We start from the raw sequence: 13,360 nt of genomic DNA, 5'->3' as shown, positions 1-13,360 counted from the left end.
CCGGATCGGTGACGCGGAACCCCGGCGCTGCCGGGGTTTTTGCGTTTCAGCGCTGACGTTCGTGTTCGATACGCTGGCGGGCCACTGCCTCGTTCCGGGCGGCGCGCTGCTGTTCTTTCAGGGCCTGTTCGACGTAATCCATGTGATGACAGATCGACGCCCGCGCGGCGGACGGATTGCGGGACTGGATCGCCGTATTGATGGCGCGGTGCTGGTCCAGCAGCCGGTCACGGGTCATGCGGTCACGGAACATCATCATGCGGTTGAAGAACACGCCCTGTTTCAGCAGATCGAACATGGATCGCATCATGTGCAGCATGACGACGTTGTGGCTGGCCTCGATGATAGCCATGTGGAATTCGGCATCCAGCTGCGCCTCGTCGGTCGGGTCGCGCTTCTGATGCGCGGCCTCCATCTTGCCGAAGATCGTGGCGATCACCGCAAGGTCGGTATCCGATCCCAGCCGGGCGGCGCGTTCGGCGGCCAGTCCTTCCAGATCGCGGCGAAAGTCGAGGTAGTCGAACACGGCCTCGTCATGGCTGGAAAACAGCTCGATCAGCGCGGGCGAGAAGGCCGAGCCCAGCACATCGGCAACAAACACGCCCGAGCCGGGGCGGCTGATTACCAGCCCCTTCAGTTCCAGCGCCTCCAGCGCTTCGCGTAGCGAGGGGCGTGACACGCCCATGCGTTCTGCCAGATCGCGTTCGGCAGGCAAACGCTCGCCCGGCCGCAGGATGCCCCGCAGGACCAGGAGTTCGATCTGGCGGGCAACGCTTTGCGACAGTTTCTCGGACACGATCTTTTCGAATGGCATGGCTTCCCCCGACTGGTCAGAAAATATGACCAACTGTCGGTTTCAGCAATGAAAAAGGGCGGCCAGCAGGCCGCCCTTTCCGACATAAGTGCCGCTCAGTTCGGGCGAATGATGATCTCGACCCGGCGGTTCTGCGCCTTGCCCGCCTCGGTGAGGTTCGAGGCGATGGGCTGATCCTCGCCCCGGCCATAGGCCGAAATCCGCGAGCCGGGCACACCGCCGGACATCAGGACACCCGCGACCGAACGCGCGCGGCGCTCTGACAGGTCCTGGTTGTAGGCTGCCGAGCCGGTGTTGTCGGTATGGCCAACGACTTCGACGCGGCTGTTGGGATAGCGCACGAGGTTGGCGGCCACGGCGCGGATGTCGCCTTGCAGATCGGGACGCAAGTTCGCGCTGTCGGTCGCGAACAGGATGTCCTGCGGCATGGTCACAACCAGCGCGTTGCCGGTGTTGGTGATGGTGGTGTTGGGGCTCATCTGCGCGCGCAGTTCGGCGGCCTGACGGTCCATCGCATTGCCGATGGCCCCGCCGAGGGCGCCGCCGACAGCCGCGCCGACCACGGCTTTCGCCAGCTTGTCATCGCCACCCGACTTGGCGCCGATCAGCGCACCGATAGCCGCGCCGGTAACCGCGCCGCCCTTGGTGCGGGCATTCGGGTCTTCATAGCGATAGGGGTCCTGCACACAGCCTGCCAGCAGGGCAATACCCGCGATGCCAAGGATAACCGGGGTTCTGAAGGTCATTTTCTCGCCTCTCTCTTTGCCGGCACCGGGCCAGCCTCGCTCCACCATATCGCAGCAACGCATGAGGCCGGAATTGGTTGCGTGCGCATGCGCAGTATTCCGCGCATCACGTTTGCGGCACCGGAACCGGCGCGGCACCGCCTGCATCCGCGCGGGCGGCCTCCCATGCGAGCATGGCCCGCTTCACGCGCAGGCCCCAGTGATAGCCGCCAAGCGCCCCTGATTTGCGGAGCGCGCGGTGGCAGGGGATGAGGAAGCTGACCGGGTTGCGCCCGACCGCCGTGCCTACGGCCCGCACCGCCGCCGGATGGCCGATGACGCGGGCGATGTCGGAATAAGTTGTGACATGGCCCGAGGGCACCGCGAGCAGAGCCTCCCATACCTTGATCTGGAATGGCGCCCCGATCAGATACAGTGGCGCGGTGCCGGTAGCGCTGAAGGCATCCAGCACCCAGGGGCGCAACATTATCGGGTCTTCCACGAAATCGGCCCTAGGCCAGCGGCGGATCAGATCGGCCATCACCTCGGCCTCGTCCTGTTCGGCGGCGAAGCCCATGCCGCAGATGCCCCGATCCGTCCCCATGACAAGCGCGGGGCCAAACGGGCTTTCGAACCAGCCCCAGTAGATGGTCAACCCCTCGCCACCACGGGCGAATTCACCCGGCGTCATCGCCTCCCATTTGATGAACAGGTCATGCAGCCGCCCGGTGCCGGACAGCCCGCTGGCCAGTGACGCCTCCAGCACGGAATGTCGTTCTGCAAGCAGGTGCCGCGCATGATCCAGCGTCAGATATTGTTGATAGCGTTTCGGGCTGACGCCCACCCATTGCGAAAAGGTGCGCTGGAAATGCGCCGGGCTCATCCCCATCCGCGCCGCCAGCCCGTCCAGCGTCGGTGCCTGCCCACCCGCCTGCATCGCGTCGATCTCGGCCAGGGCGCGCGCGATGACACGGTAATGATAGCTCTGGCTTTGGTCGTTCATGGTAAACTCCGGCAGGTCACATTGCCACTTTAGGCGGCAATGCAACACCCTTCGACCCGGAATATGCGGCTTCGCTTGGCAGCAGACCAAGGGCGCGCTAGGAGGTCGGCATGGCGAAGCAACTTGATTACCATACGATCCGCACGATCTTTACCCGGTTTCAGGCCGCCGAGGCCGAACCGCAGGGCGAGCTGCATCACGTCAATGCCTATACCCTGCTGGTGGCGGTCGCGCTTTCCGCCCAGGCCACTGATGCCGGGGTGAACAAGGCCACACGGCCCCTGTTCGCCACCGTGGATACGCCGCAGAAGATGCTGGATCTGGGGCTTGAGGGGCTGACCGAGGCGATCAAGACCATCGGCCTCTTTCGCCAGAAGGCGAAGAACGTGATCCGCCTGTCGGAGATTTTGGTGAATGATTACGGTGGCGAAGTGCCCTCGTCCCGCGCAGCGCTGCAATCGCTGCCGGGCGTGGGGCGCAAGACCGCCAATGTCGTCTTGAACATGTGGTGGCATGTGCCCGCTCAGGCGGTCGATACCCATATCTTCCGCGTCGGCAATCGCACCGGGATCTGTCCCGGCAAGGATGTCGATCAGGTCGAACGTGCCATCGAAGATAATATTCCGGCTGAGTTCCAGCAACACGCCCATCACTGGCTGATCCTGCACGGCCGCTACATCTGCACCGCACGCAAACCGCGCTGCGCCGATTGCCTGATCCGCGATCTGTGCCCCTACGAGGAAAAAACTGCATGAAGAAGTTTCAGGTCGTCGGCATCGGCAATGCCATGGTCGATGTGCTGTCCCATGCCGAAGAGGCGTTTCTTGAAACGAACGGTATCGGCAAGGGCATTATGCAGCTTATAGACATGGAGCGTGCCGTGACGCTTTACGACCGGATCGGCCCGGCCAAGGAAATTTCGGGCGGATCGGCGGCCAATACCATTGCGGGCATCGCCGCACTGGGCGGGCGGACGGCCTATGTCGGCAAGGTGAAGGACGACCAGCTTGGCCGCATCTTCGCCCACGACCTGCGGGCGCAGGGCGCGGTCTATGAAACCGCGCTGGCCCCGGCGGACAGCGAACAGGAAACCGGCCGCTGCATCGTTCTGGTGACGCCGGACGGGGAACGCTCGATGAATACCTATCTTGGCTGGTCCGAGTTCCTGACCCCCGCCGACATCGACGAGGCCCAGATGGCCGAGGCGGACTGGATCTATCTGGAAGGCTATCGCTTCGATGGCCCGGAAAGCCACGCGGCCTTCGCCAAGGCGATCCGCGCCTGCAAGGGGGCAGGGGGCCGCGTCTCGGTCACGCTGTCGGACCCGTTCTGCGTCGAACGCCATCGCGATGCCTTCCGCAAGATGATCCACGATGACGTTGACCTGCTGTTTGCCAACCGGGCCGAGATCATGTCGATGTATCAAACCGACGATTTCGAGACTGCCCTGCAAGCCGCTGCTGCCGATGTCGCCATCGTGGCCTGTACGGAAAGCGAGAAGGGCGCCCATATCCTCGCCGAGGGCCAGCGCTGGCACGCGCCAGCTTACCCGACGCGGATTGTCGACGCGACCGGCGCGGGCGACCTGTTTGCCGGGGCCTTCCTCTGGGGGCTGACCAACGGCCATGGCTATGAAATGGCGGGCCGCATGGGTTGCCTTGCCGCCTCCGAGGTCATCAGCCACATCGGCGCACGTCCCGAGGCTGACCTGAAGGAAATGTTCCGCAGCCACGGGCTGATCTGAACACAAGTGCCGCCCTCCTCAGGCCCCGGCGGGGCCATCGTCATGCGGCATTGCCATGGGCGGTGGTGCCGCTGGTGCTTTCGATACAGCGTTTCAGCGACGGCGCGGGAGGAGTTTGAGTATTTGATCAAGAAGCAATACAGGCCGCAGAGAGCCGTTTTGGCATCCCCTTGTCCGCCCTGCCTTGCTTCTTGCAGAAATACTCGTTTTGCCCGGTCGAAGCTGCGCAGGTGGGGTGGTCAGCGGATGGGTTCCAGCACCGCATCCTTCAGTCGGCAGTCACGGATCGCGTCAGCGCCGCAGCGACGGGGGCGCAGATCCTTGGTCAGGCAGATGCGGATTTCCTGAATCATGCCGCTGTCGCAGGTGACGGTGATCTGGTCAGGGGAAAGGCCGGGGTTGGCCTCCAGAAATGCGCCTTCCACCACATCGGCGGGGACTTTCAGGCGTTTGTCGATCATCGGGAAGACCTTTGGAATCTTCACCGTGGCGAAAGCGCGGCGCAGGCTGTCGTAATAGCTGCGCGCAGACAGGCCGGAACAGCGGCCATGTTTCTTCCACTGATACCATGCAAGTCCCGAGGCGCCCATGATGTCGGCCATCGTCTCGCTTTCCGCGCGGGAAGGATCGCGTTCGGTGGTGCGGCAGTAGCTGGGCCAGCCTTCCTCATATTGCGGCCAGAGCCCGTGCAGGGTGAAGGCGCGTCCCGCGCCCTTGTGGCATTCCGGGGCGCCACGGGCGTCCCCCTCCAGCGCGCACCAGTTGGGCGACCAGCTGAGAGACATGACGTAGTAGTCGAAGTCGCCGGCTTTCTCGCCCCCGGCAAACGCGGCGGTGGAGATCAGGGAAGCGAGAGTGGCCCGGAGCAAGATGCGCATTTTCTCTTTCCCCCGCAGTAAAATCGCACTATAAGGCGCGCCAGACTTCCCCGAAAACGTGGAAATCGCGGGCCTCGCCCGCAGCCGTTTTCCCGGCGCGGGAAAGATTTGTAAAGGAGTGATCCTCATGTCGAAACCCCTTATGGCCAAGGCGACCGCGGTCTGGCTGGTCGACAATACGACGCTGACCTTCAGGCAGGTCGCCGATTTCTGCGGCATGCACGAGCTGGAAGTGCAGGGCATTGCCGATGGCGATGTGGCGACCGGCGTGAAGGGGTTCGATCCGGTGGCGAACAACCAGCTGGACCCGATCGAGATCGAGAAGGGGCAGAAAGATCCCTTCTACAAGCTGAAGCTGAAGTTCAACGCTGCTGCCGTGGGCGAGGACAAGCGTCGCGGGCCGCGCTACACCCCGCTGTCGAAGCGCCAGGACCGTCCGAATGCGATCCTGTGGCTGGTGAAGTTCCATCCCGAGCTTTCGGATGGCGCCATCGGCAAGCTGGTCGGTACGACCAAGCCTACCATCCAGTCGATCCGCGAGCGGACGCACTGGAACATCCAGAATATGCAGGCGATCGACCCGGTCGCGCTGGGGCTTTGCCGTCAGTCTGAACTGGATGCCGCCGTGCAGGCCGCCGTGCGCAAGAAAGCGGCCGAGGGTGGCGTGATGAGCGACGACGAGCGTCGCAAGCTCGTGTCGACCGAACAGTCGCTGGGCATGGCGCCCGAGCCGAAGATGCCGGGGTCGCTGGCCGGTCTGGAGGCCTTCACGCAGGTGGAGAAAGAGGAAAACCCCGCCGATTACTCGGATGCGGACAGTTTCTTCAATCTGCCACATGGCGATGACGACGAAGAAGAAGACGACAACTGATCGTGAGACCCCGGCCAAGGTGCCGGGGTTTTCGTTTCTGCGGACAGGGAGGCAGGAATGGGCCGGATCGCGGTGATGGGGGCGGGGGCTGTCGGCTGCTATTATGGCGCAATGCTGGCGCAGGCGGGCGAGGAGGTTGTGCTGATCGGCCGTCCCGCGCTGGCCAGCGCTGTTGCAGGTCAGGGGCTGATCATCGACCGGGCGACGGGCCGCGAGGTGGTGCACCTGCCGGTGGCGACCGATCCGGGGGCGATAGCCGGGGCTGAGCTTGTGCTCTTTTGCGTGAAATCTCAGGATACCGAGGCGGCGGGACGGCAGATCGCGCCGCATCTGGCGCCCGATGCGGTGGTGCTGAGCCTTCAGAACGGCGTGGGAAATGCAGAGAGGCTGGCGGCGATTCTGGGGCGGCCTGTGATTCCGGCGGTGGTCTATGTCGCGGTCGGGATGACGGCGGCGGGGCATCTGCGCCACCACGGACGTGGTGATCTGGTGCTGGGCGATGCGCCGCAAAGTGCGGCACTGGCCACGCGGTTCGCGGCGGCGGGCATTCCGACCGAAGTCTCCGCAGGTGCCGAAACCGCGCTTTGGGTCAAGCTGACCATCAACTGTGCCTGGAACGCCATTTCTGCGCTGACCCGGCAGCCCTATGGCCGCATCCTCGCCGCACCGGGGGCCGAGGGGGTGGTTTCTGGCCTCGTTGCAGAATGCCGGGCGGTGGCGGCCGCCAGCGGGATCACCCTGCCCGAAGGGCTGGAGGACGATGTGCGTCGCATTGCCGAGACGATGGCGGGGCAAATGTCCTCGACCGCGCAGGATATGGCGCGCGGGCGTGCGACGGAGATCGGGTTTCTGAATGGCGAGATCGTCCGGCGCGCCGGGCTTCTGGGCATTCCGGTTCCGCTGAATGCGGCCATGACGGTGCTGGTGCAACTGGCCGAGGCGCCGGCCGTCTAGGATTGCGCGGCGAAGAAGGCGCTGGTCTCGGCCAGGAAGCGGCCGCGATGGGCTGGAAGCTCCATCATAACCTCATGTTCCGCCTTCGCGAAAAGCTCCAGCCGGCCCTGCGGCCAGGCGGCCATGCGACGGCGTACGGCGCGGGGGCTGATGATGCGTTCCGAGGTGCCAAGCGCGGTGAGCGCGGGTGTGGCGGGGGCGGGCAGGGCTTGCAGCGCCTGCATCTCGCGGAAGGCGGCATGCAGCCAGGTCAGCGACGGGCCGCCAAGTGCCAGATCGGGATGGGCCGTGGCCTGCTGGCGCATCCAGCTCCAGATCGCGGGATCGCGGGTCAGCATGTTGCCGCGGAATTTCGCGTGCAAAACATAGGTCTGCCGCGTGGTCGTGGGGGTCAACAGATGGCCATGCCCGCGTTCATGCAGCACACGCGACAGGGTGACGGCAACGGGTTCCACCGTCGGAAACAGCCGGATGCCCCACATCGGGGCGGAAAACACGGCGCTTTTCACCGGCAAACCGCGTAACAGCGCCCGCAACGCGATGCAGCCACCCATGGAATGACTGAGGAGATGCCAGGGTTCAGGCAGTCCTTCGGCCCGAGCAAAATCCAGCACCGCCGTGACATCCTGCTGGTATTCGTCGAAATCCTCGACATGGCCCAGCATCGGATCGGGGTGGCGGCGCTGCGACAGGCCCTGGCCGCGCCAGTCGGGCGCCAGCACATGCCAGCCCGCACCCGTCAGTGCGACGGCAGCAGGCCCATATTTCTCGGCATATTCCGACCGGCCCTGAAACAGCAGGACCGTGCCGCGCGCCGCCCCGAAGGGTGCCCAATGGGCGACGCGCAGTTTTGTGCCATCGCCCGCCGCGAGCCAGACCGCACGGCCGCTTTCAGGGCCCTGCGCGATATCGGCGTAAAACGGCGCGGCGGTCATGGTCAGCTCAGCACGGAGCCGAGTTTCATGGCCATTCCCATGCTGCCGTCGACCTTCAGCTTGCCGGTCATGAAGGCGGTGGTCGGGTTCATCTCGCCGTCCAGAATGGCGCGAAATACCTCGGTATTCGCGGTCAGGGTAACATCGGCCTCTTCATCGCCCGCGTGGACGCCCGTCGCGTCGATCATGATGGCGCCTTCCCCCGGAATGACGAACTTCGCCACACCGTCGAAGCCCGATACTTTGGCTGACAGGGCCTCGACCGCTGCATTGATCACGTCGCTCATATTCTTGCCTCCTCGCTGTGCCATCCCCGGAATGTGACCCGAGGGTTATGGCATTTCCCCGTGCCTTGGATAGAGTGTAGATATGAAAGTCCTGTTGACGCTTCTCAATCTTGCCGTGGCGGCAGTTTTCGCGCTGGCGCTTGGTGACGCTGCGGCGCAGGCGGGCCCTGCCGAGGATGCAGCGACGCTGGACCGGCTGTTTGCCGATCTGAAGACGACGGATGATGCCGGGGCGCGTGCCATCGAAAGCGATATCCAGCGGATCTGGTCGCGTTCCGGTTCGGCTTCGATGGATCTGCTGCTGGAACGCGGGCGCAAGGCCATCGACCAGGGCGATGCGGAAACTGCCATCGACCATCTGACCGCGCTGACCGATCATGCGCCCGATTTCGCCGAAGGCTGGAACGCACGGGCCACGGCCTATTTTCTGGCCGGTCGCTACGGGCAGTCGGTCAGTGACATCCGGCATGTCCTGGCGCTGAACCCGCGCCATTTCGGCGCGCTGGCCGGGTTTGGGATGATTCTTGAGCAGCTTGACCGAAAACCTCAGGCGCTGGAAGTCTATCGGGCGGCTCTTGCTATACATCCGCATATGCAGGCGGTATTGGAAGCAGTGAAACGCCTGGAAACTGAAACCTCCGGGCAAAGCATCTGAGACAACGAACCTATGGTCCTTCAGCGACGGGTCACGGCGGTCCTGGGACCGACGAACACCGGCAAGACGCATTACGCCATTGAAAGGATGCTGGGGCATCGGACGGGGGTCATCGGCTTCCCGCTGCGCCTGCTGGCGCGCGAGGTCTATGACCGTATCGTCAAGGCGCGCGGGCCTTCGGTGGTGGCGCTGGTCACCGGCGAGGAACGCATCGTGCCGGAACGGACCCAATACTGGGTCTGCACGGTCGAGGCGATGCCGACGGACATCGGCGCTGATTTCCTGGCCATCGACGAGATCCAGCTTTGCGGCGACCCCGAGCGCGGCCATGTCTTCACAGACCGGCTGATGAATGCGCGCGGGCTGGTGGAGACGATGTTCCTCGGGTCCGATTCGATGCGCCCGGCGATTGCCGCGCTGATCCCGCAGACACAGTTCGTGCGGCGTGACCGTTTGTCGACGCTCAGCTATACAGGTTCGAAAAAGATAAGCCGGATGCCGCCACGCTCGGCCATCGTCGGGTTTTCTGTTGATGATGTCTATGCCATCGCCGAGCTGATCCGCCGCCAGAAGGGGGGCTGTGCAGTGGTGATGGGCGCGCTTTCGCCGCGCACCCGGAACGCGCAGGTCGCGCTTTATCAGAATGGCGAGGTCGATTACCTGGTCGCCACCGATGCCATCGGCATGGGGCTGAACCTCGACATCAAGCATGTCGCCTTTTCGGCCACCCACAAGTTCGATGGCCGCCGGATGCGGCATCTGTTCCCGCACGAGATGGGGCAGATCGCCGGTCGTGCCGGGCGGCATATGGAGGCAGGCACCTTCGGCGTGACGGGCGAGGCCAGCCCGCTGGACGAGGATCTGGTCGCCGCCATCGAGGAGCACCGCTTCGCGCCTGTCCGCAAGCTGATGTGGCGAAACGACGCGCTGGACTTCGGCTCGGCCGAGCGGCTGATCGCCTCGCTGGAGGCGCCGACCGGCAATGAATGGCTGATGCGCACGCGCGAGGCCGACGATCTGATGGCGCTGAAGGCGTTGACGCAGATGCCCGACATGGCCGACCGGCTGCGCGCCGGGCCGCGTGCGGTGAAATTGTTGTGGGATGTCTGCCGCATCCCCGATTTCCGCTCGACCACCGGCTCCGATCATGTGGGGCTGCTGCACCGGCTGTTCGGCTTCCTTCAGGATGGGCGTATCCCGGCTGACTGGCTGAAAAAAGCTGTTGCGCGCATTGATCGCAGCGACGGCGATATTGACGCGCTGTCAAAACGTCTGGCCTATATCCGCACCTGGACTTACGTTGCGCAGCGCAAAGGGTGGGTCGAGGATGAATCCCATTGGCGCGACGAAACGCGCGCTGTAGAAGACCGCCTGTCGGATGCGCTGCACGCGCGGCTGACGCAGAGATTTGTCGACCGCCGCACATCGGTCCTGATGCGGCGGTTGAAACAGAAGGAGAGCCTTGTGGCTGAGGTGAATGACAAGGGTGAAGTGACGGTGGAGGGCGAATTCGTCGGCCGTCTGGAGGGTTTCCGCTTCGGTCAGGATGCCTCGGCTTCGGGTGAAGAGGCGCGGGTGATGCGGCAGGCCGCCTACGAGGCGCTGCGCCCCGAGTTCCATCTGCGGGCGGATCGCTTCTACAACTCCCCCGATACCGAGATGGATTTCACCGAACAGGGTGGCCTCATGTGGGGCAGCGCTGCCGTCGGCAAGCTGGTGGCGGGTTCGGATGCGATGAAACCGCAGGTCGAGGCCTTCGTTGACGAAGAGGCCGGGCCGGAGGTGACCGAGAAGGTCAAGCGTCGTCTTCAGCATTTCATCGACCGCAAGGTTGCTGCGCTGTTCGAACCGCTCACGAACCTCAACCGCGACGAAAGCCTGCAAGGGCTGGCGCGCGGCTTTGCCTTCCGTCTGGTCGAAGGGCTGGGCATCGTCAGCCGCGAAAGCGTGGCCGATGATGTGAAGGCGCTGGACCAGGAGGCGCGGTCGTCGCTGCGCAAGCATGGCGTGCGCTTCGGGCAATATACGATCTTCCTGCCGCTGCTGCTGAAACCCGCGCCGACCCGGCTGCGTCTGGTTCTGTGGTCGCTGGCCAAGGGGCTTCAGGAGTTTCCTGAAAGCCCGCCGCCGGGCCTTGTGACCATTCCGAACATCCCGGATGTGCCGAAAGAGCATTATACGCTGGCCGGCTATCGTCCGGCGGGCACCCGTGCCATTCGCATCGACATGCTGGAGCGTCTGGCAGATCTGCTGCGCGCCAAGGACAGCCGTGCGGGGTTTGAGGCCACGCCCGACATGCTGTCGATCACCGGCATGACGCTGGAACAGTTCGCGGATCTGATGGGCGGTCTGGGCTACAAGGGCGAAAAGGGCGAACGCGCCAAGCAGCGCCGCGCCGAAGCTCCGGCTCAGGTGACCGAAGGCAGCGTGGCGCCGATTCCCGAAGAAGTTTCGGTTCTGGCCCCTGCCGAGGACACCGCAGCCCCCGAGGCGGCGGAAGGCGAAGCTGCTCCCGAGATGGAAGTGTTTTACACGTTCACCTGGGCACCGCGTCAGCGGAATGAAAACCGTGGTCCGCGCCGCGAGGGGCAGGGCAATCGCGGTCCGCGCCGCGAGGCGGGCGAGACGCAGGGCAACCGTCCTGAACGTGCGCCGCGGGAAGCCCGCGAGGGCGGCAAGCGCGAGGATCGTCCGCGTGGTGATGCGCCGCGTCGCGAAGGCAAGCCGGGCGGTAAGCCCGAAGGCCGCCGTGACGAGCATCGCAAGGGCGGCAAACCCGGCAAGGACCAGGGCCACAAGCCCAAATCCTACGAGGCGCGTCCGCCCCGGGCTGAAAAGCCCATCGACCCCGACAATCCGTTTGCGGCATTGCTGGCGCTGAAGGGCAAGGTCTGATTGGCCAAGCACCGTTCCGAAGCGGCCCGGAAGGCCGATGCGGCACCGCCGCGTGTGACCATCCGGCTGGACAAGTGGCTCTGGCAGGCGCGATTCTTCAAATCGCGCCCGCTTGCCTGTGCCGTGATCGCCGAAGGGCACCTGCGGCTGAATGGCAATCGCTGTCTCAAACCCGGGCAGCAGGTGGGGGAGGGCGACACGCTCACCTTCCCGCAGGGCCGCCGCATCCGTCTGATCCGGGTACTTGCCTCCGGCCAGCGGCGCGGACCTGCGACCGAGGCGCAGACGCTTTACCTCGATCTTGACCCGCAGCCCGCCGGAGCGGAGGACGCTTCTGCCGGGGATGACACTTCGTCGCTTGAATGAGCGGGCGCGTTGGACTAGAGCAACAGCCCAGAAACGACTGACCGGGGTTTGAGTCATGACCTATGTGGTGACTGACAACTGCATCGCCTGCAAATACACCGACTGTGTCGAGGTCTGCCCGGTAGATTGCTTCTACGAGGGTGAGAACACGCTGGTGATCCACCCCGATGAGTGCATCGACTGCGGTGTCTGCGAACCGGAGTGCCCGGCGGATGCCATCCGCCCGGATACCGAGCCGGATATGGACAAATGGGTCGAGTTCAACCGCAAATATGCCGAACTCTGGCCGGTGATCACCCAGAAGCGCGATCCGCTGCCCGAGGCCGAGGCGCGCGACGGCGAAAGCGGCAAGCTGGAGAAATACTTCTCGCCGAATCCGGGCGAAGGCTCCTGATCCGGCGACGGCCCCCGATTCGCGAACGGAAGGGGTGACGCGGCGTAAGGTCGCGCCTTTTTGTGCGTTTGGGCGCGTCGGCGAACCTGCTGCGTGTATGGTCGCAGTTGGAATCAGGTCGTTTTTGTGTTATATCTCTGAAACAAACAAAGCACGGTTGCCCGCTTTCCGCCTCGGGACTGCTCGCCTGAGACGGTTATCCATGTGACATTCCCCCATTTTGCCGATGCTCTGGCATCCGGCGGGGGAATTTGTTGCGCCCGGGTTGGCCCTGCGCATGAGGAAGCCGCTGGAATGACCAAGACCAAGAAGCCTGAGTTCCGCCCGAACGAGTTTGTTGTGTACCCGGCCCATGGTGTCGGCAAGATCATCTCGATCGAAGAGCAGGAAATCGCCGGTATCCATCTCGAACTCTTCGTGATCTCGTTCGAGAAGGACAAGATGACGCTGCGTGTGCCGACGCACAAAGCGACCGAAATCGGGATGCGTCAGCTTTCGACGCCGGATGTGGTGAACAAGGCGCTGGACACGCTGAAGGGCAAGGCGCGGGTGAAGCGCGCCATGTGGTCGCGCCGGGCGCAGGAATATGACCAGAAGATCAACTCGGGCGATCTGCTGTCGATTGCTGAAGTGGTGCGCGACCTGCACCGCAATGATGACCAGCGCGAACAAAGCTATTCCGAGCGTCAGCTTTATGAAGCCGCGCTGGAGCGTCTGACCCGCGAAGTCGCCGCCGTTTCCGGTGTTGACGAAGCGCAGGCGCAAAAGACCGTTGATCAGGTGCTGACTTCGCGCGCGGCCTGACCTGCCTGAAATCCGTTGAAAGGCCGCGCTGATGC

The 13,360-nt window shown here is 64.1% G+C and carries 15 protein-coding genes; 9 read left to right on the top strand and 6 right to left on the bottom strand.

The window, feature by feature from the left end; genetic code table 11:
- Positions 1 to 46 precede the first annotated feature (46 nt).
- The 3 genes from C8N34_RS10520 to C8N34_RS10510 form a co-directional block, all read right to left on the bottom strand.
- Positions 47 to 814 (bottom strand): FadR/GntR family transcriptional regulator, encoded by a 768-nt coding sequence (locus C8N34_RS10520; protein WP_054300833.1) that lies wholly within the window; start codon positions 812 to 814, stop codon positions 47 to 49.
- A 95-nt stretch (positions 815 to 909) separates the two neighbouring features.
- Positions 910 to 1,560, bottom strand: coding sequence for a YiaD family glycine zipper/OmpA-like lipoprotein (locus tag C8N34_RS10515; RefSeq protein ID WP_054300832.1), 651 nt, complete (start codon positions 1,558 to 1,560; stop codon positions 910 to 912).
- A gap of 106 nt (positions 1,561 to 1,666) precedes the next feature.
- Complete coding sequence (locus tag C8N34_RS10510; RefSeq protein ID WP_108128846.1) at positions 1,667 to 2,542, bottom strand: methylated-DNA--[protein]-cysteine S-methyltransferase; 876 nt, start codon at positions 2,540 to 2,542, stop codon at positions 1,667 to 1,669.
- 110 nt (positions 2,543 to 2,652) lie between these two features.
- On the opposite strand from C8N34_RS10510, the gene nth reads away from it, so the two are divergent.
- Both nth and C8N34_RS10500 read left to right on the top strand, forming a co-directional pair.
- Positions 2,653 to 3,297 carry an endonuclease III gene (nth, locus tag C8N34_RS10505; protein WP_108128845.1) on the top strand — a complete coding sequence of 215 codons (645 nt, stop codon included), beginning with the start codon at positions 2,653 to 2,655 and terminating at the stop codon, positions 3,295 to 3,297.
- Positions 3,294 to 4,286: an adenosine kinase gene (locus tag C8N34_RS10500; RefSeq protein ID WP_054300829.1), complete on the top strand. Its 993-nt coding sequence runs from the start codon at positions 3,294 to 3,296 to the stop codon at positions 4,284 to 4,286. Before nth ends, C8N34_RS10500 begins: the two co-directional genes overlap by 4 nt.
- 239 nt (positions 4,287 to 4,525) lie before the next feature.
- On the opposite strand, the gene C8N34_RS10495 is transcribed toward C8N34_RS10500, so the two are convergent.
- Complete coding sequence (locus C8N34_RS10495) at positions 4,526 to 5,164, bottom strand: ribonuclease T2 family protein (protein ID WP_108128844.1); 639 nt, start codon at positions 5,162 to 5,164, stop codon at positions 4,526 to 4,528.
- Between the two features lie 127 nt (positions 5,165 to 5,291).
- Between C8N34_RS10495 and C8N34_RS10490 the strand changes: the two genes are divergently transcribed.
- Both C8N34_RS10490 and C8N34_RS10485 read left to right on the top strand, forming a co-directional pair.
- On the top strand, positions 5,292 to 6,035 hold the full coding sequence (locus C8N34_RS10490) for a DUF1013 domain-containing protein (RefSeq protein WP_054300827.1): 744 nt from the start codon (positions 5,292 to 5,294) through the stop codon (positions 6,033 to 6,035).
- A 57-nt stretch (positions 6,036 to 6,092) separates the two neighbouring features.
- Complete coding sequence (locus C8N34_RS10485; RefSeq protein WP_108128843.1) at positions 6,093 to 6,989, top strand: ketopantoate reductase family protein; 897 nt, start codon at positions 6,093 to 6,095, stop codon at positions 6,987 to 6,989.
- Here C8N34_RS10485 and C8N34_RS10480 read toward each other — a convergent pair.
- Together C8N34_RS10480 and C8N34_RS10475 are read right to left on the bottom strand one after the other, a co-directional pair.
- Entirely contained in the window at positions 6,986 to 7,924 is a 939-nt protein-coding gene (locus C8N34_RS10480) for an alpha/beta hydrolase (RefSeq protein WP_108128842.1), read from the bottom strand. The genes C8N34_RS10485 and C8N34_RS10480 overlap by 4 nt on opposite strands.
- A 2-nt stretch (positions 7,925 to 7,926) precedes the next feature.
- A complete protein-coding gene (locus tag C8N34_RS10475; RefSeq protein WP_054300824.1) occupies positions 7,927 to 8,211 on the bottom strand; it encodes an SCP2 sterol-binding domain-containing protein in 285 nt (94 codons plus the stop codon).
- An 82-nt stretch (positions 8,212 to 8,293) separates the two neighbouring features.
- On the opposite strand from C8N34_RS10475, the gene C8N34_RS10470 reads away from it, so the two are divergent.
- The 5 genes from C8N34_RS10470 (at position 8,294) to C8N34_RS10450 (ending at position 13,325) form a co-directional block, all read left to right on the top strand.
- On the top strand, positions 8,294 to 8,866 hold the full coding sequence (locus C8N34_RS10470) for a tetratricopeptide repeat protein (protein ID WP_108128841.1): 573 nt from the start codon (positions 8,294 to 8,296) through the stop codon (positions 8,864 to 8,866).
- A 12-nt stretch (positions 8,867 to 8,878) separates the two neighbouring features.
- Positions 8,879 to 11,761: a helicase-related protein gene (locus C8N34_RS10465; protein ID WP_108128840.1), complete on the top strand. Its 2,883-nt coding sequence runs from the start codon at positions 8,879 to 8,881 to the stop codon at positions 11,759 to 11,761.
- Positions 11,762 to 12,127 carry an RNA-binding S4 domain-containing protein gene (locus tag C8N34_RS10460; protein ID WP_242013773.1) on the top strand — a complete coding sequence of 122 codons (366 nt, stop codon included), beginning with the start codon at positions 11,762 to 11,764 and terminating at the stop codon, positions 12,125 to 12,127.
- 55 nt (positions 12,128 to 12,182) lie between these two features.
- Positions 12,183 to 12,521 (top strand): ferredoxin FdxA, encoded by a 339-nt coding sequence (gene fdxA / locus C8N34_RS10455; RefSeq protein ID WP_054300822.1) that lies wholly within the window; start codon positions 12,183 to 12,185, stop codon positions 12,519 to 12,521.
- A gap of 294 nt (positions 12,522 to 12,815) precedes the next feature.
- The gene (locus C8N34_RS10450; protein WP_054300821.1) at positions 12,816 to 13,325 is read left to right on the top strand and encodes a CarD family transcriptional regulator; all 510 of its coding nucleotides are present in this window, start codon (positions 12,816 to 12,818) and stop codon (positions 13,323 to 13,325) included.
- The last annotated feature ends 35 nt before the right edge of the window (positions 13,326 to 13,360 follow it).

The sequence above is a fragment of the Gemmobacter caeni genome (genome assembly GCF_003054195.1).
Taxonomy (GTDB): Bacteria; Pseudomonadota; Alphaproteobacteria; order Rhodobacterales; family Rhodobacteraceae; genus Gemmobacter; species Gemmobacter caeni.
The sequence above is the reverse complement of the archived record's forward strand: the minus strand, read 5'-3'. Positions and strand labels throughout refer to the sequence as shown.